Genomic DNA, 16,470 nt, shown 5'->3' with positions numbered 1-16,470 from the left:
TGATTCATTTCATTATTATGGAATATGTACAAAAGAAACCAGCATGTGCTGATTTCTTTTGCACATGAAAAGCTAAAAATTAGAAGTTCATTACTTTGTTAACAGCTTCAACAATATCTTTATGGTTTGGTAACCATACGCTCTCAGCTTGAGAGAATGGGAATACTGTATCAGCAGCTGCAACACGTACAACTGGAGCTTCTAAGTTTAAGATTGCACGGTCGTTAATTTCCGCTACAACGTTAGCTGCAATACCAGCTTGTTTTTGTGCTTCTTGAACTACAACTACGCGGCCTGTTTTTTCAACAGAAGCGATGATTGTTTCGATATCTAATGGTTGAACTGTACGTAAGTCAACAACCTCTAAAGAGATACCTTCTTTTTCAAGTTCTTCAGCAGCTTTTAATGCAGCGTGAACCATAGCACCGTAAGCGATAACAGATACATCTGTACCTTCACGTTTGATATCAGCTTTACCTAAATCAATTGTGTATTCGCCTTCTGGTACATCTTGACGGAATGAACGGTACAATTTCATATGCTCTAAGTAAATAACTGGATCGTTGTCACGAATCGCAGAGATTAAAAGACCTTTTGCATCGTATGGAGTAGATGGAATAACAACTTTTAGACCAGGTTGTTGAGCCACTAATCCTTCTAAGCTATCAGCATGTAGTTCAGGAGTATGAACACCGCCACCGAATGGAGAACGAACTGTTACTGGAGCAGTCCAACGTCCACCAGAACGGTAACGCATACGAGCTAATTGACCAGAAATTGAATCCATTACTTCAAAAACGAAACCGAAGAATTGGATTTCTGGAACTGGACGGAAACCTTCTAATGCAAGTCCAACTGCAAGTCCACCAATACCAGACTCTGCAAGTGGAGTATCCATTACACGATCTTCACCAAATTCAGCTTGTAAACCTTCAGTAGCACGGAATACACCGCCGTTTACACCAACGTCTTCACCAAACACAAGTACGTTAGGGTCATTTTTCATTTCAACGCGTAAAGCATCAGTGATTGCTTGAATCATTGTCATTTGAGCCATGGCTTACTTCGACTCCTTTTCTTTGTAAATTTCATATTGTTCAGCTAAGTTGTAAGGCATTTTTTCGTACATGATTTCCATTAAATCAGTAACTTTTTGTTTTGGAGCTTGGTCAGCCTTAGCAATTGCTTGTTTAATATCTTCTTTTGCTTCTTCGATTACTTTCTCTTCAACTTCTTGAGACCATAGGCCTTTGTTTTCTAAGAATGCACGGAAGCGTACGATTGGATCTTTTTGTTCCCATTCGTTCTCGATATCTTTTGTACGGTAACGAGTTGGGTCATCACCAGCCATTGTATGTGGACCGTAACGGAATGTTAGAGTCTCGATTAAAGTAGGGCCTTCGCCGTTTACTGCACGCTCACGAGCGAAAGCAGTTGCTGCGTATACAGCTAATGGATCCATACCGTCTACTTGAATTCCGTAAATACCTGCTGCTACTGCTTTTTGTGCTACAGTTTTAGCTGCAGATTGCTTTTCTACTGGAGTAGAGATTGCATAACGGTTGTTTTGTACAACGAAGATTGCTGGAGCTTTGAATGCACCCGCAAAGTTCATACCTTCGTAGAAGTCACCTTGTGAAGCACCACCGTCACCAGTGTAAGTAATTGCAACAGATTTTTTACCACGTAGTTTCATACCTAACGCAACACCAGCAGTTTGGATGATTTGCGCACCGATGATGATTTGTGGAGCAAGTGCATTTACATTCTCAGGCATTTGGTTACCCATGAAATGTCCACGAGAGAATAAGAATGCTTGGTATAATGGTAAACCGTGCCATACTAATTGTGGCACATCACGATATCCTGGTAAGATGAAATCTTCTGCTTCAAGTGCGAAATGACTTGCTAATTGAGAAGCCTCTTGTCCAGCTGTTGGTGCGTAGAAACCTAAACGTCCTTGACGGTTTAAAGAAATAGAACGTTGATCTAGTACGCGAGTATACACCATACGGCGCATTAATTCTTTTAATTGATCATCAGATAATTCAGGCATAGCTGCTTCATTCACAACTTCGCCTTTTTCATTTAAAATTTGTAATGTCTCAAATTGAGCTGCGATAGCTTTCATTTGCTCATCAACATTAAATAGGGTCTTTTTTGTTTTAGTACCCATTCCGTTCACCTCTTCCTCTCTTGAACCATATTCTGAAACGCTTTCACTATCTATTAGCTAGACTGAAAACGCAACAATGTAAACCAACAAATTTATTTGTCGGTTGAGAATAATTTTGTGTACCTAACAATCTGTACTAATGTTTTTTCAGAAACATATTAATACAATCTTGATCACGTTTTTTAGTTTACAACTATTCTAATTACGATGTCAATTACTTTGGATACGTTTTTTTATAAATAATCTGCAGGTTTCTTCTACACAAACGTGTTTTTATTTTTCACATCTGTATTAGTAAGCATTTACCTACTGTTATATTATTCCCTTTTCAACTTATTTTTTCTCTTAGAATAATATGTAAACGATTTAATTCTCTTTAGTTTTTCTCTCTTCTTAACAAAAATATACAAACTCTTCTTCCTTTTATAGGTAATTACCCATACATTTCTACTCTTCGCTCCATACATTATAGTAACCGCAGTATTAGCGGGAAATGATAAAGGAGGTCATCTCATGTACGGATACTCATATTGCTATCCAACTTGTTCAAATCCTTCCTACGGTTATGGCGGTTCTTGTGGCGGATCTGGACGCGGCTTTGCCTTAATCGTTGTGTTGTTTATTCTTTTAATTATCGTTGGTGCTGCTTGCATTCGCTAATGTAAAATGAAACAACTATGGAAAGAAACAGACGGCTTTGCCGTCTTTTCTTTTTATTACATACATATTCTATAGTAGAACGCTTGCCCTACTTGTCGATGACTTTTTTCATCTCCTTTGGTAGACTAAAGGGGAAAGGAGAGATTACATATGCTTACAATGAAAGATGTCATTCGCGAAGGAGATCCTATTTTGCGAAACGTTGCGGAAGAGGTAGTAATACCAACGAGCGAAGAAGATACAACTACACTTAAAGAGATGATTGAATTTGTAATGAATAGCCAAGATCCTGAAATGGCTGAAAAATATAGTTTACGCCCTGGAATCGGATTAGCAGCTCCGCAAATCGGTATTTCAAAGAAAATGATTGCAGTTCATGTAACCGATACGGACGGCACGTTATATAGTCATGCATTATTCAACCCAAAAATCATTAGTCATTCTGTTGAACGTACATATTTACAAAGCGGGGAAGGCTGTCTATCAGTAGACCGCGAAGTACCTGGATATGTCCCTCGTTACACAAGAATTACAGTGAAAGCAACATCAATCAACGGCGAAGAAGTAAAATTACGTTTAAAAGGTTTACCAGCAATCGTATTTCAGCATGAAATTGACCATTTAAATGGTGTTATGTTCTATGACCACATTAATAAAGAAAATCCATTTGCTGCTCCTGACGATTCAAAACCTCTAGAGCGATAATAAAAAAGGCGGGAGTTATCTTCCGCCTTTTTTATATGAAATGGGTTCCATATTTACTTATAGCAATCCAGCCCATTTTAAGCCATGATATATGCCGTCTTCACTAACATCCTTTGTCACATGATTTGCAAGTTTTTTCAAATCTTCATGACCGTTCCCCATCACAATACCTGTCCCAACTGCTTCGATCATTTCTAAATCATTTAAGCCATCCCCAAATGCATACACTTGTTCACGGTTAAATCCTAATTTTTCAATGAATTTCTCAATTCCTTTTGCCTTCGAACCACCATTTGGAATAATATCCATTGAATATGCATGCCAGCGAATGAAATGAAAGTCTGGATACTGATTAATAAACTTTTCCTCTTCATTCACTTCACAGAAAAGAAGTGTTTGATAAATATTACGTTCCTCATAAAAATTAGGTTCATATGCCGGATGCTCAAAATTTAAGCTTCCAAAACCTTCTTTCACATAATCATGATATTCTACTGATGCCCTCATATCTTGATGATCAAGATATACAAGTGGATACCCTTCTTGATTTGCAAACTGAGTAAATTTATGCAAGGCAGCTGGATGTAATGGGTTATTAAATACTACCTCGTCTTCAAATACAACGTACTGTCCATTAAAGCTAACATAATTGTGTATATTAAGTTCCTTACGAATATCTTCAAACATAAATGGCGCACGCCCTGTCGCAATTGCTACATGCACACCTTTTTCTTGTAACTGTCTTACTGCATCTCTTGTAGATTGAGGTATCTTCTTATCATGATCTAATAATGTTCCATCAATATCAAAAAAGACAATTTTATCATTCATTTGTCAAAATCCTTTCTGTTACTCAATATTCCTATTTTGATTATCGCTTTTCAAATTCTAAAAAAAAGTATAACATATTAAACATCTGTGAAGAAAGCGTTCACTTTCTGACCTTATTTCTGAAACCTGCATATATATATTAGTAAAAAATGTGGATACTTGTTCGTATGAATTTTCTTTTCTATTCTTTCTCATACTATAGCTATAACTAACGGCTACTAATCGTTACTATAGAATAACTTTCCCTGTATGAGAAAGGACAAGATTCAACATTCACTTTTGTCTTCTTTCTTATATCAGAGACGGAGTTTTCACTAGTAATATGCATGTTTAAAATAAGGAAAGGAAGGAGTAATCATGCTGAAGAAGCTGAAGAAAAAGCTCAAGCGTTATTTAAAAGATCTAGTCCGTAAAAAGACAATCGCTTAAATTGTGCCCATTTCGGGCTTTTTCTTCATTCTCGTTCGAAAAAACATGAAAATCGTGACTGTTTGCTTTATAATAAGTAACAGATAATGCAAAACATAGACAAGGAGAGGTTTTCCAAATGATTTTTAAAGTATTTTATCAAGACAAAATGACTGAGGTTCCAGTACGTGAAAATACAAAAGTTTTATATTTAGAGGCTACGTCTGAAAAGGATGTTCGTAAGAAATTAAATAAGTTCGCATATAATATCGAGTTCGTTCAGTCTGTTACTGGTGCTCATCTTGAATATGAAAAAGAAAACGCTGATTTAACATTAGCGGAAATCGTATAGTCATATGAAATTTCTAAAGAATGATCAGGCTGCCGTTTTTGCTTTAGGGGGACTTGGTGAAATCGGTAAAAATACATATGCTGTTCAATTTCAAGATGAAATTATTATTATTGATGCTGGAATTAAATTCCCAGAAGACGAACTCCTCGGAATCGATTATGTAATACCAGATTACACTTATTTTGTGCGAAACGAAGATAAAATTAAAGGATTATTCATTACACATGGTCACGAAGATCATATCGGTGGAATTCCTTACTTATTACGTCAAGTAAACATCCCGATTTATGGCGGGAAATTAGCAATTGCACTAATCAAAAACAAATTAGAAGAGCACGGATTACTTCGTAAAGCAAAACTTTATGAAATTCAAGAAGATGATGTTATTAAATTTAAAAAGACATCGGTTTCCTTCTTCCGTACAACTCACAGTATCCCAGATTCATACGGAGTTGTTGTGAAAACACCTCAAGGACAAGTTGTTCATACTGGCGATTTCAAATTTGATTTCACACCAGTCGGTGAACCAGCGGACTTAACAAAAATGGCTGAAATCGGAAAAGACGGTGTACTTTGTCTCTTATCTGACAGTACAAACAGTGAAGTTCCAAACTTTACAATGTCTGAGCGCCGTGTTGGTGATAGTATTCAAGATATTTTCCGCAAAGTAGAAGGTCGTATTATCTTTGCAACCTTTGCATCAAATATCCATCGTCTACAACAAGTTGTTGAAGCGGCTGTTGAAAACAATCGTAAAGTGGCTGTGTTTGGCCGAAGTATGGAAGCGGCGATTGAAATTGGACAAAACCTCGGTTATATTCGCTGTCCGAAGGATACATTCATAGATACAGCTCAACTAAACCGCCTACCGGCTAATAAAGTTGTTATTTTATGTACAGGTAGTCAAGGTGAGCCAATGGCAGCACTTTCACGTATTGCTAACGGTACTCATCGTCAAATTCAAATCATTCCTGGCGACACAGTTGTGTTCTCTTCTTCACCAATCCCTGGTAATACAATTAGTGTAAGCCGTACAATTAACATGTTGTATCGTGCTGGTGCTGATGTAATCCATGGAAAACTGTCAAACATTCATACGAGTGGACACGGTGGACAAGAAGAACAAAAACTAATGCTTCGTCTAATTAAACCGAAGTATTTCATGCCAATTCATGGTGAATACCGCATGCAACGTATGCATATGAAGTTAGCAAACGATTGTGGTATTCCAGAAGAAAACTGTTTCATCATGGATAATGGAGATGTTCTTGCTCTTCGTTCTGATGAAGCAAGCGTAGCTGGTAAAATCCCATCTGGATCTGTCTATATTGACGGAAATGGTATTGGAGATATCGGTAATATCGTATTACGCGATCGTCGTATTCTTTCTGAAGAAGGACTTGTTATTGTAGTTGTAAGCATTGATATGAAAGAGTTTAAAGTTGCAGCAGGACCTGATATTATCTCACGTGGTTTCGTGTATATGCGCGAAAGTAGTGATTTAATTAATGATGCTCAAACATTAATTACAACTCATTTAGAAAAAGTGATGGAGCGCAAAACAACACAATGGTCTGAAATTAAAAATGAAATTACAGACACATTAGCACCATTCCTATATGAGAAAACGAAACGTCGTCCAATGATTTTACCAATCATTATGGAAATATAAGAAAAAGGACAATACCATAAAGGTATTGTCCTTTTCTCTTATCTTAAAAAGTGTTTAAAACGATCTACTTCATCGTCATGACCAATTACAATTAATATATCTCCCGCTTGAATATTTTCCGTAGCTCGAGGAGATACAATCACTTCTTTACCACGTTTAATCGCTACAATATTCAATCCAAACTTCGCACGAATATCTAATTCGATTAAAGAATGACCATCAATTTTTTTATTTGCAATAATCTCTACAATACTATGCTCATCTGAAAGCTCAAGATAGTCTAATACATTACTTGATGCAATATTATTAGCAATCCTTTTTCCCATATCACGCTCTGGGTGCACAATGTGATCTGCCCCTATTTTACTTAACACTTTTTCATGGTAATCATTTTGAGCTTTTACAGTAATATTTTTTACACCTAACTCTTTCAGAATTAATGTTGTTAAAATACTTGAATTTAAATTATCTCCAATAGCAACGACTACATGATCAAAATTACGAATACCAAGACTTTTTAATACCATCTCATCTGTTGAATCTGCAATTACAGCATGTGAAGCTATATTTGCAAACTCATTAATTTTATCCTCATCCGAATCAATTGCCATTACTTCCATACCTAATTGAGCGAGTTCTCGGCAAATACTTCCACCAAAACGTCCAAGCCCGATGACAGCAAATTCTTTCTCTTTTTCACCCACAGGAATTCCTCCAATAACATCGAATACTATGTATTTTTATTGTAACACACTTTAGATTTGCTACAAAAACCTGTATATCGTTCTTATTTTTGTTTTTGCATATAAAAATACTGTTGTAAATAAAATGCGATACTGAAAATTAACATGCCAAATACAAATATGTTTCCAAATGAACTAAATGTTTCAAAAACGAATAATAACGTTTCTTGTCCGAAGAAAGCAAATAATAGTTGTATAAATGCGAATAACAATGCCAATATGTAATGATGTTGATGGAATAAATAATGCGTTGCACCTAAAAAAGCGATAAACGAAATGATGAAAATCCACCAATTTTCTAAAAACGGTTGCCAACTAGTAAATTGATATCCGTTTACTAATATCGCAATAATTCCTATAACCGCCATCGTTGGCACACTCCAAAATAGTGCTCGCCCTCTAAAGAAACGAGTTCCTTTAACATCACCTTTTTCATGTGCAATGTATGTAAGTACTACCGTGCTTATGTATAAAACCGAAAGAATTGTTAAAACGATAATGAGCCAAAAATGTAATTGATAATATTCATGCTCTATATTTGTCACGATAGCCGCTAACATACACGGAATTAACATTCCAGTCCAACCATCTACTTTTCTTTCATTCCAAAACACCGTGTTACCAATCCGTATACCTAACAACATAAAAATAATGATACCTAGTACAAATAATGTCGTTTTATTCCCTACTAAACTCGTTGAGAAAGCAATTAACCCAATAAATAAAAAGAGCACAAATCCATTCATAATTTCTAATACAGGTGATAAATATCTCTTCACCCATTTATATGTTTCGTCATATTCATGATTATCTACTAAACGGTAGGCATAAAAACTTATCCCAAAATACACCGCCGCAATAATAACATACGCATATAAGACGAAACACAACATTGCACTGCTAATTTGCACGTAATTCCCCACCCTTTTTTTCTATGTTTCACCTTGATTTTACACATTTTCTACACGAAATGTAAACATATATAAGCTAGTTAACTAATCATCTTCTCAATAAGCGATAATGAATAATGAGCAGCGGCTCAAAACCACTGCTCATTATTTTATCCATTTGTATGCCGACGTGTATCTAAAACAAATGTGAACGTTGTTTTCCTCTTGGAATTAACGAGTACCCTCTTTAAATTGTTGCAAAGTTGGGAAGCAAGTTCACTTTCTAGTTCCCTTCCACTTCACATATTGATCTAAAAATACAATTGCTTTCTCAATAGCCTCTTCATCTGGTTTTAATTTTGCATGGTGTAAACCAAATTCTGAATTTACCCCAAGCCAAAACATAAATCCAGGAATCTCTTGAAGCATATAACCAAAATCTTCACCTGTCATTGCCTCAGTACATGTAATGACATTCATATCAGTTTGTTCACTTACGAACTGCATAAACTCTCTCGTTAATGCTTCATGGTTATATACTTGATGATACATCGCTCCGTAGTCAATCACCGCTTCACATTGGAAGGAAGCTTCTATACCTGCAACAATTGCCTCAATCCTACTTTTAACACGACTCATTGATTCTACTGATAACGTTCGAATCGTTCCTTCTAACCGAGACTTTTCTGCTATGATATTTTGAACTGTACCACCTGTTATTTTTCCGATTGTAATTACTGCACTATCAAGAGGATTCACATTACGACTAATAACGGATTGAAGTTGTGTAACAAGATGACTTGCTGCAACAATCATATCATTTGCAGTATGAGGGTAGGCTGCATGTCCACCTTTCCCTTTTAAATCAACATATAACTCTGATGTATTCGCAAATAATAGCCCCTCTTTTGTGGCGATTGCTCCTACAGGGTATTCAGGTGCAATATGAAGGCCGAGAATTACATTTGGCTTCCATTCTTTTAACTCTTCGCTTTCTAACATAGGAAGAGCCCCTCCTGGCCCTTCTTCAGCTGGCTGGAATAGAAACACAAGGTCATCATCTATTCTTTCTATTACAGCTGCTGTTAGAAGGCCTAAACCGATTGTTGTATGTACATCGTGTCCACATGCATGCATCATTCCTTCATGAATAGAAGCAAATTCATATCCAGTTTCTTCTGTAATTGGTAAACCATCTATATCTGCGCGATAACCTATAATTTTTTCTGGATTTTTTCCATTTACTTTAACAATAACACCCGTTTTCCATACTTTCACTTCCACATGTTCATTCGAAAGCGTTGCTATGTAATCTAAAATATACTGTTGTGTTTTCCACTCTTGAAATCCAATTTCCGGTATTTTGTGTAAGTCTCTACGAATTTGAACGAATTTGCTTACTGCCATTTTTGCACCTCTATCTATAAAAAGCGTAAGAGCCCGTTTATGCTCTTACGCTTTTTTTGTGTTTATTTCTCTGGGTTTAATTGACGAAGCTCTTGTTTAATTTCAGTTTTTGCTTTTGTCTTCTCATCAATCTCTTTAATTACACGTGCTGGAGTACCGGCAACAACTGTATATGGAGGTACATCTTCTGTTACAACAGCTCCTGCTGCTACAACTGCACCCTTACCTACTGTAACTCCCTCTAACACAACTACGTTTGCACCAATTACAACATCATCTTCAACGATAACTGGTTTTGCTGAAGGCGGCTCAATAACACCTGCAAGTACTGCACCTGCACCTACGTGACAGTTCTTACCAACAGTTGCACGTCCACCAAGTACCGCGTTCATGTCAATCATAGTACCTTCACCAATTACAGCACCGATATTAATTGTTGCATTCATCATAATAACAGCGTTGTCGCCGATTTCAACGTGATCACGAATAATCGCGCCTGGCTCAATACGAGCTTTAATACCTTTTAAATCAAGCATTGGAATTGCAGAATTACGACGGTCATTTTCAACAACGTAATCAACAATGTGCTTGCTATTTTCATCAAGAATTGTCTTAATTTCAGACCATTCTCCAAATAATACACCAGATTTTTTATTTACAAATGCTTGTACCGTTTCAGGGAATGTTACTTCTTTTAAATCCCCTTTTATGTATACCTTTACAGGAGTTTTCTTTTCACTTTTTTGAATAAACGAAATAATTTCGTTAGCGTCCATCATTTTCATTCTTGTTGCCTCCTAAATCCATTTATAATGTTACTCTACCAAACGATAGAGCCAGTAGCAAGATAATAATCCTATTTTTCCATTTGAATTTCTTCTATAATTTCTAAAAATGCCCTTACTTGCTTCAATTGTCTAGCCGATTCACTCGTCAATAACCATGTTTCTCTCGTTAATTGAACAGGTGTTTTATACATATTTTCCTGTACTTCTTTTAAAACAGTAGAAGGTAAAAGAGCATAACCTATGCCATTTAAAACGAGTTGTTTGCAAGTTTCAATTTGATCAACCACAATTGTTCTCTTAGGTGGATTAGAAAATAAACCATACCACCAATTTTGTATTTGTCCATAATAAGTCGAATCACTTTTAAATTGAATAAATGGTCTATTTGTTTCTTTTAACATCGAAATATCTTTTATTTCTTTATCCACTAAATAAAGTTCATCTTCAAATAATTGCTGCTTCTGACCTTTATATTCTTGTGTCCCTCTCAATATAGCAACATGAACGTCTCCTTCATAAAATTGCTTTTGCACTTCACTACTCCAGCCAGTAAACAGCGATATTTTCACAGAAGGGTATTTATGTACAAACTTCTTCAAAACAGGAGGAAGCCAATATTGACCAATAACTGATGCAACAGCTATTTTTAACGTTCCGTGAGTTTCTGTTCTAAAAACAGCTAGCTCACTTTTAATATCCTCTTCCTTTTGTAGCATTTCTTTTGCATAATTTGCGACTTTTTCCCCTTCAGGTGTAATTGTCAATCCTTTTTGTGAGCGAATAAAAAACTTCATTCCCCATTGTTTCTCCATAGATTGTAATCGTTGACTAAGCGCAGGTTGTGAAACAAATAAACGTTCCGCCGCTTTTCTCATATTTGATTCCTGAGCTAACACAACCATCATTTGAAAATCATCAATTTGCAACTTTCTCCCTCTTTCCTTAGCTTCCATACACCTTATCTCAATAAGCTTTTCATCCTTAATTTAACTATATACTCTTATATTTTTTATCTTTTTAAATATAATACATACACAACTGATATGCACGAAAAAAAGTGACTTCTCCGCTTCTATGAAGTCACTTTTCTCACATTATCGATTATGTTGCCTTACTTTTTTATTCAACAATTTTAAAATAGCCCGACGTGTTAAAATCCCCTCAAAATACCCATCTTCATTGACAGCGCAAATAAAAGGATGATCAATTGTCATTTCTAAAGCTTTTGCAAACGAATCTTCTAACTTAAGAACTGGAATGTCTTCCTTCATCACCTGTTCTACTTTCATTTCGTCAAGTCTTTCAAACTCAATACGTTCTAGCCCTAACATACCGTCTAAAATCATAGCAGTACTAATTAACCCATGCAATTTATACATCGGGTCCAAAACAGGTATCGCCGAATATCCAGATTTCACAAGAACGAGTAAAGCATGCTCTAAACCATTCCCCATTTGGACATGTGCTACTTTTTCTGATGAGATCATTAAATCTTTCACAAAAATTTGTTGGAACTCATCTTTCGGAATACTAATCATGTTACATCCCCCCATCTTCCCTTTTGCCTACTTTTATTCACCGACTCTATTCACATTTTATGACAGCGTTTTCATATTATTATTTTGTCCTTACATTATTTCAGTAAAAAACAAAATTACACAGCTATTTTAGCATACAACGCAAAAAAAAGACTACCATTCCGGTAGCGCTTAATACCCTTTATTTTTTAATCTGTAAAATAACCTTGTGATTTTTTTATATTGCATCACATCTGTCTTTTTTAAACCATTCTCAATATCTGTAAGTTCCACAGCTAAAATTTCACTCGCATAATTTTGCTGAAATAAAATATCTAACAACAAACTTTCCTCTTCTTCTGTTAAAACAAGTTCCCTTTTCATATACCCCTCTCCTTATACTCGCATCGTTCCCCTTATTATATAAAATTTTCAGCTTATTTAATAGATGTAATATTCAGTTTTTGGTGATAGTATATAAAATTTGTTTTTATTTTGTATATCGATTTGCATAACTAAAAGCTGCATAAGCATCTGGCTTAATTTTTGCAGTTAATCCCATCGCTTGAATTTTCGCTGTCATATCTAGAATAAATTCTTTTGTTAAACCATCATTTCCGATATCTAAGTGAATTTCCATTATAAATCCAGCCCCATCTTGAGCATATGGATGCAATAAATCCCATATTGTTTGTATATGATTTGGAGTAAATAAGCAGGCGATTTCTTGACTAAACTGCGTTTCTAAATATATCTTATCACGTAAAGTTGCTGGCTTATCTTTTACTGATTGATGGTGTAAACATCCCCAGGCTCCTTTTCCAACGCGATGAATATGAATTGCCGTAATAAATCTCGTATCCTTTTGATGCGCTTGTGAGTCTGTCCCAATGGATAAGCGATATAAATTTCGTGGATCCTTTTCAATGAAATTACAAATACGGGTAAAGACCATATCAAAATTTAAATGCCTCTCTGAAACATTATAAAATGTATGTTCACCGGCCACATAGTCACGTCCTTTCAATTAGACAGACTTTTCGTATTCTCATTGTATGGGACAAAAATAAAAATTATAACTTCCTATCCTTTATTCGTTTCAATATTCCGAATTACATACTGGCAAACTTGGCACGTATAAATTACATTTTGATTTGATTGAGCCGTTAATACATGAATAATCTCCGCAGCATTGTGACAATTAGGACAAATGATAACTGGTAAACGTTCCATACAACACACCTCCTCATTATGTTTATCCCCCTATTTACTATCCGTAAACACCAAATTGGTGATAGCTACTAATCAGTATAGAAAGAAGGATCTCCACTGATTACAATTTCACTTTATTACCATTGTAGGAAAAATGAAAAATCCCTATACATATATGCTAAAAAGTAATAGAACTAAAAAAGGTGCTGCCGTATGGCAACACCTTTTTTATATGTATCAAGAAATGATATCGTAAATCTCAATTGCAACCATGTCGATATTATCGAATTGATACACTTGAGGTTTTTCACCTTGTTGATACACTTCTAACTCATACATTTCACTTTTATCGAAAAATTTCACGCTACATTTGCGTTCACCGTTCACTTCAAAATAGCGTTGTGCTACTTCACCGCTTTCAGCTTGTTCTTGTAGACTAACAAGTCGAGTTAAAATTCCTTGGAGTAGAGACATGAAATCTCTCCTTTCTCTGATCTTCCTACCAATAGGTTTTACAGCTATACTCATTCTATCCGTCATAACAGAAAAAATGTTCCACACTCTAGGATAAAGGTTATTGGCCAGAAACTCAACTAAAAATTTGTCGAAATACGAAGGAAATAACAGAAAGAACATCTTTTCCCTTCTTTATTGCGATTTTCATACTGGAAGAATATAATAAAAAACAGTAAAAAGGAGGAATTGCAATGAAAAAAATTGAGGTTTACACACAACCTGATTGTCCGCCATGTGTCATTGTGAAAGAATTTTTAAAACATAATAACGTTGTATATGAAGAATTTGACGTAAAAAAAGACGCCGCTGCACGCAATCGTCTTTTATATGACTATGATTCGTATTCAACTCCAACGGTTGTAATTGACGGAGAAGTTGTTGCTGGTTTTCAAATTGAAAAATTACAACAACTTCTCAATCTAGAATAGGGATAGGTAAAGACCTATTCCTATTCTTATCCCGCTATTTTCTGGAAATAAACATCCAATTGTGGCGGGTTAATACTCAGCAGGAATGTCCCCTACTAATTAAAGTTTCACTTTATAATTGTTGTAACCTTTTTATTTCAGTTAAAAGTTCTTGGCTTTCATGATATCCTGCCAATTTCCATTTCCCTTGATCTCTTTGCAATGTTACAATTTGATATTGTCCACTTTTCGCCCGTTCATATACATATAAAATTTTATGCTCTTCATCATATGACATTTTCGTTTCTGAATGAAAAGAAAATGGCGCTTCTTTTGCTGGAAGTAAATATTCACCACTTTGTTTATCACTTCTACTATTTTCATCTGTAAATACTTGAAGGAAATTCTCTGTAAAATACGGTGATAACGTTTCTATCATCTTATTCATCGGCAAATGCTTCCCACGAAGTGAAAATTGGGTTTCATAGCCCTTTTGTATCGTTGTAAACACTTCTTCCCGATCGACTTTCACTTCCTCTTTTCCTAAAACAGTTGTGACACTATAACCAACTAGAAAGGCAACGCATACAAATAGAACTAACCATATTCCATATTTCCTCATTTTTTCACCTTCCTTTTAAGAAAACTTGTCTTTGTAGTATTCATTGTAACAATGATTATGCAAAGACAGGGGTGGTTTCGTTCGTAAAATCTTTACAACGATAGACAGCATTTTCATCACCATTTTCACTATTACCAATTTATGATAAAAATAAACAAAAAATGCACGAATCTCTTCGTGCATTAAAATAAAACATCTTCTTCATATAAATATTCATACGATAAATCTATAAATAAAAAGTTTTCATCATCAATTGGGAAGGAAAATGTTCGTACCATCTCACCGGTTTCAATATCAGCATATAAATCTGAAAGTCTTGCCTTATTCTCAAAACGCATTTTCATAATATTTTCTAGAAAATACGGACGCCAACTCCAGTTCTTCATATAATACTCAGGCATCACAATCCATTCCCCATCTTTTTTCATAACGTTTCCTGATTGTTGGAAACCATCTTCGTTACAAATAAATATGCGGAAACTACACTGTGATACACTTTGGCTAAATTGTAATAACCAATCATTTATATCTTCATTCTTTTTCTGTTTGGCTAGAACATCACCAATTCGATCACGTAACATTTCTGTTAAATTATAAATTTTTTGTAATTTCTTCTTCTCATGTTGAATAAATTGATGACACTCATTACCAAGTCGTTCTTTCAAAACGTTCGTTTCAATAAAATCAGGTAAGCACTCTTTCAAATAATTACCTTGATAATATCTACCACCGTTTTTCCAAGCATATTGTAGTTGATAAAAAGCATCTATTTCTTCATATAACAATGTCGCACCAATTCTTCTAGCAAGTAATGATAAAGAATATAAAATATCTTGATAAGATTGTAAAAGTGCAGTTTGCCTTAAGTTTGTTAAATCTACTTTTAAAATATCCGGTGCTAACACGCTAATACGTTCTAAATTACTTGTACCCGTTCCGACTTTATTAATCGAAATTTGAATACCATATGTACGATAATACATAAGCAAATGATTAAATTGCTCTATATCTTCTTTACATTCATGTTCTGTAATTTCTAAAACAATGTGTTTCAAATTTAAACCTTGTTCTTCATACATCAATAAAAGTTGAAGTAAACTTTCATCATCATCGTTCATTAATACGTTCGCATTCCGATGTATAAATAATAATAGTTTTTGATCACTTTCTAAATAGCGATTTAAAGCTTTTTCTACTATAATGTTATCCGCTTCCAGTTGAAACTCACTTGGAATAGAATCATCATGAAAGAAAGAAGCTAAACTTTGTATGCCCTCTTCTGTTTGAATACGTCCTACTACTTCATATCCAATTACAGTATGCTCATCAGCACTAAAAATAGCTTGATAATAAGGAAGGACTTTATCCAAGTTACTCATTACATCTAATGCATCTATCAACATGCTTCCCTCCCTTTACTTTTCAAAATTATAACATGATATTTACGGAAAAATAATAAAAAATCCCTTCAGTTTTCCTGAAGGGATTAGAGGGGTAAAATGCTAAGGGGAATTAGCAATTCTACTATGAAGAAAAAAGAGGTCTTAAATATAACGTATATATG

At 35.0% G+C, this 16,470-nt stretch carries 20 protein-coding genes; 5 read left to right on the top strand and 15 right to left on the bottom strand.

The features are described from left to right. Positions 1–79: 79 nt before the first annotated feature. Both pdhB and pdhA read right to left on the bottom strand, forming a co-directional pair. Positions 80–1,057 (bottom strand): pyruvate dehydrogenase complex E1 component subunit beta, encoded by a 978-nt coding sequence (pdhB, locus tag ACTFOB_RS10775; protein ID WP_000068163.1) that lies wholly within the window; start codon positions 1,055–1,057, stop codon positions 80–82. Between the two features lie 3 nt (positions 1,058–1,060). Further along, a complete protein-coding gene (gene pdhA, locus ACTFOB_RS10770; protein ID WP_000536893.1) occupies positions 1,061–2,176 on the bottom strand; it encodes a pyruvate dehydrogenase E1 component subunit alpha in 1,116 nt (371 codons plus the stop codon). A 513-nt stretch (positions 2,177–2,689) separates the two neighbouring features. Between pdhA and ACTFOB_RS10765 the strand changes: the two genes are divergently transcribed. Beyond that, the gene (locus ACTFOB_RS10765) at positions 2,690–2,836 is read left to right on the top strand and encodes a YjcZ family sporulation protein (protein ID WP_000274561.1); all 147 of its coding nucleotides are present in this window, start codon (positions 2,690–2,692) and stop codon (positions 2,834–2,836) included. 150 nt (positions 2,837–2,986) lie between these two features. After that, on the top strand, positions 2,987–3,541 hold the full coding sequence (def, locus tag ACTFOB_RS10760) for a peptide deformylase (protein ID WP_440025909.1): 555 nt from the start codon (positions 2,987–2,989) through the stop codon (positions 3,539–3,541). Between the two features lie 57 nt (positions 3,542–3,598). Here the strand turns inward: def and ACTFOB_RS10755 are convergent, their stop codons facing one another. Then, a complete protein-coding gene (locus tag ACTFOB_RS10755; protein WP_440025908.1) occupies positions 3,599–4,372 on the bottom strand; it encodes a Cof-type HAD-IIB family hydrolase in 774 nt (257 codons plus the stop codon). Positions 4,373–4,919: 547 nt separating this feature from the next. Between ACTFOB_RS10755 and ACTFOB_RS10750 the strand changes: the two genes are divergently transcribed. Both ACTFOB_RS10750 and rnjA read left to right on the top strand, forming a co-directional pair. After that, positions 4,920–5,132: a DNA-dependent RNA polymerase subunit epsilon gene (locus tag ACTFOB_RS10750; RefSeq protein ID WP_000576434.1), complete on the top strand. Its 213-nt coding sequence runs from the start codon at positions 4,920–4,922 to the stop codon at positions 5,130–5,132. A gap of 4 nt (positions 5,133–5,136) precedes the next feature. Then, the gene (gene rnjA, locus ACTFOB_RS10745) at positions 5,137–6,804 is read left to right on the top strand and encodes a ribonuclease J1 (RefSeq protein ID WP_000670370.1); all 1,668 of its coding nucleotides are present in this window, start codon (positions 5,137–5,139) and stop codon (positions 6,802–6,804) included. Positions 6,805–6,842: 38 nt separating this feature from the next. On the opposite strand, the gene ACTFOB_RS10740 is transcribed toward rnjA, so the two are convergent. From ACTFOB_RS10740 to ACTFOB_RS10695, 10 genes are all read right to left on the bottom strand, one after another. After that, the gene (locus ACTFOB_RS10740; protein WP_000504032.1) at positions 6,843–7,508 is read right to left on the bottom strand and encodes a potassium channel family protein; all 666 of its coding nucleotides are present in this window, start codon (positions 7,506–7,508) and stop codon (positions 6,843–6,845) included. A gap of 83 nt (positions 7,509–7,591) precedes the next feature. Then, positions 7,592–8,458 carry a cytochrome C oxidase assembly protein gene (locus ACTFOB_RS10735; RefSeq protein ID WP_440025907.1) on the bottom strand — a complete coding sequence of 289 codons (867 nt, stop codon included), beginning with the start codon at positions 8,456–8,458 and terminating at the stop codon, positions 7,592–7,594. 255 nt (positions 8,459–8,713) lie between these two features. Then, the gene (locus ACTFOB_RS10730) at positions 8,714–9,844 is read right to left on the bottom strand and encodes an N-acetyldiaminopimelate deacetylase (protein WP_440025906.1); all 1,131 of its coding nucleotides are present in this window, start codon (positions 9,842–9,844) and stop codon (positions 8,714–8,716) included. A 62-nt stretch (positions 9,845–9,906) separates the two neighbouring features. Continuing rightward, the gene (dapD, locus tag ACTFOB_RS10725; protein WP_000783245.1) at positions 9,907–10,629 is read right to left on the bottom strand and encodes a 2,3,4,5-tetrahydropyridine-2,6-dicarboxylate N-acetyltransferase; all 723 of its coding nucleotides are present in this window, start codon (positions 10,627–10,629) and stop codon (positions 9,907–9,909) included. A 71-nt stretch (positions 10,630–10,700) separates the two neighbouring features. Continuing rightward, positions 10,701–11,585 carry a LysR family transcriptional regulator gene (locus ACTFOB_RS10720; protein WP_061678286.1) on the bottom strand — a complete coding sequence of 295 codons (885 nt, stop codon included), beginning with the start codon at positions 11,583–11,585 and terminating at the stop codon, positions 10,701–10,703. 141 nt (positions 11,586–11,726) lie between these two features. Then, the gene (cbpB, locus tag ACTFOB_RS10715; RefSeq protein ID WP_000623572.1) at positions 11,727–12,170 is read right to left on the bottom strand and encodes a cyclic-di-AMP-binding protein CbpB; all 444 of its coding nucleotides are present in this window, start codon (positions 12,168–12,170) and stop codon (positions 11,727–11,729) included. A gap of 171 nt (positions 12,171–12,341) precedes the next feature. Next, positions 12,342–12,533 (bottom strand): antirepressor AbbA, encoded by a 192-nt coding sequence (gene abbA / locus ACTFOB_RS10710; RefSeq protein ID WP_098758634.1) that lies wholly within the window; start codon positions 12,531–12,533, stop codon positions 12,342–12,344. Positions 12,534–12,639: 106 nt separating this feature from the next. Beyond that, positions 12,640–13,158, bottom strand: a complete 519-nt coding sequence (locus tag ACTFOB_RS10705) for a ribonuclease H-like YkuK family protein (protein ID WP_440025905.1) — start codon at positions 13,156–13,158, stop codon at positions 12,640–12,642. 74 nt (positions 13,159–13,232) lie between these two features. After that, positions 13,233–13,382 carry a hypothetical protein gene (locus tag ACTFOB_RS10700; RefSeq protein WP_192797612.1) on the bottom strand — a complete coding sequence of 50 codons (150 nt, stop codon included), beginning with the start codon at positions 13,380–13,382 and terminating at the stop codon, positions 13,233–13,235. Between the two features lie 216 nt (positions 13,383–13,598). After that, complete coding sequence (locus ACTFOB_RS10695) at positions 13,599–13,835, bottom strand: YkuJ family protein (protein ID WP_000055151.1); 237 nt, start codon at positions 13,833–13,835, stop codon at positions 13,599–13,601. Positions 13,836–14,068: 233 nt separating this feature from the next. On the opposite strand from ACTFOB_RS10695, the gene ACTFOB_RS10690 reads away from it, so the two are divergent. After that, the gene (locus ACTFOB_RS10690) at positions 14,069–14,305 is read left to right on the top strand and encodes a glutaredoxin family protein (RefSeq protein WP_048530732.1); all 237 of its coding nucleotides are present in this window, start codon (positions 14,069–14,071) and stop codon (positions 14,303–14,305) included. A gap of 112 nt (positions 14,306–14,417) precedes the next feature. On the opposite strand, the gene ACTFOB_RS10685 is transcribed toward ACTFOB_RS10690, so the two are convergent. After that, a complete protein-coding gene (locus ACTFOB_RS10685; protein WP_151632807.1) occupies positions 14,418–14,906 on the bottom strand; it encodes a DUF3993 domain-containing protein in 489 nt (162 codons plus the stop codon). 182 nt (positions 14,907–15,088) lie between these two features. After that, complete coding sequence (locus ACTFOB_RS10680) at positions 15,089–16,306, bottom strand: EAL domain-containing protein (RefSeq protein WP_000564300.1); 1,218 nt, start codon at positions 16,304–16,306, stop codon at positions 15,089–15,091. Positions 16,307–16,470: the final 164 nt, after the last annotated feature.

The sequence above is a fragment of the Bacillus cereus group sp. MYBK79-1 genome (assembly GCF_051915365.1).
GTDB lineage: Bacteria > Bacillota > Bacilli > Bacillales > Bacillaceae_G > Bacillus_A.
Note: the sequence above shows the minus strand (reverse complement) of the source record. Positions and strands in the feature narration are given on the sequence as shown.

What these genes read in the sequence shown, in the direction of transcription:
- pdhB (WP_000068163.1), bottom strand. Translation starts at nt 1,057, where the DNA reads ATGGCTCAAATGACAATGATTCAAGCAATCACTGATGCTTTACGCGTT.
- pdhA (WP_000536893.1), bottom strand. Translation starts at nt 2,176, where the DNA reads ATGGGTACTAAAACAAAAAAGACCCTATTTAATGTTGATGAGCAAATG.
- ACTFOB_RS10765 (WP_000274561.1), top strand. Translation starts at nt 2,690, where the DNA reads ATGTACGGATACTCATATTGCTATCCAACTTGTTCAAATCCTTCCTAC.
- def (WP_440025909.1), top strand. Translation starts at nt 2,987, where the DNA reads ATGCTTACAATGAAAGATGTCATTCGCGAAGGAGATCCTATTTTGCGA.
- ACTFOB_RS10755 (WP_440025908.1), bottom strand. Translation starts at nt 4,372, where the DNA reads ATGAATGATAAAATTGTCTTTTTTGATATTGATGGAACATTATTAGAT.
- ACTFOB_RS10750 (WP_000576434.1), top strand. Translation starts at nt 4,920, where the DNA reads ATGATTTTTAAAGTATTTTATCAAGACAAAATGACTGAGGTTCCAGTA.
- rnjA (WP_000670370.1), top strand. Translation starts at nt 5,137, where the DNA reads ATGAAATTTCTAAAGAATGATCAGGCTGCCGTTTTTGCTTTAGGGGGA.
- ACTFOB_RS10730 (WP_440025906.1), bottom strand. Translation starts at nt 9,844, where the DNA reads ATGGCAGTAAGCAAATTCGTTCAAATTCGTAGAGACTTACACAAAATA.
- dapD (WP_000783245.1), bottom strand. Translation starts at nt 10,629, where the DNA reads ATGAAAATGATGGACGCTAACGAAATTATTTCGTTTATTCAAAAAAGT.
- ACTFOB_RS10720 (WP_061678286.1), bottom strand. Translation starts at nt 11,585, where the DNA reads ATGGAAGCTAAGGAAAGAGGGAGAAAGTTGCAAATTGATGATTTTCAA.
- cbpB (WP_000623572.1), bottom strand. Translation starts at nt 12,170, where the DNA reads ATGATTAGTATTCCGAAAGATGAGTTCCAACAAATTTTTGTGAAAGAT.
- abbA (WP_098758634.1), bottom strand. Translation starts at nt 12,533, where the DNA reads ATGAAAAGGGAACTTGTTTTAACAGAAGAAGAGGAAAGTTTGTTGTTA.
- ACTFOB_RS10700 (WP_192797612.1), bottom strand. Translation starts at nt 13,382, where the DNA reads ATGGAACGTTTACCAGTTATCATTTGTCCTAATTGTCACAATGCTGCG.
- ACTFOB_RS10695 (WP_000055151.1), bottom strand. Translation starts at nt 13,835, where the DNA reads ATGTCTCTACTCCAAGGAATTTTAACTCGACTTGTTAGTCTACAAGAA.
- ACTFOB_RS10690 (WP_048530732.1), top strand. Translation starts at nt 14,069, where the DNA reads ATGAAAAAAATTGAGGTTTACACACAACCTGATTGTCCGCCATGTGTC.
- ACTFOB_RS10685 (WP_151632807.1), bottom strand. Translation starts at nt 14,906, where the DNA reads ATGAGGAAATATGGAATATGGTTAGTTCTATTTGTATGCGTTGCCTTT.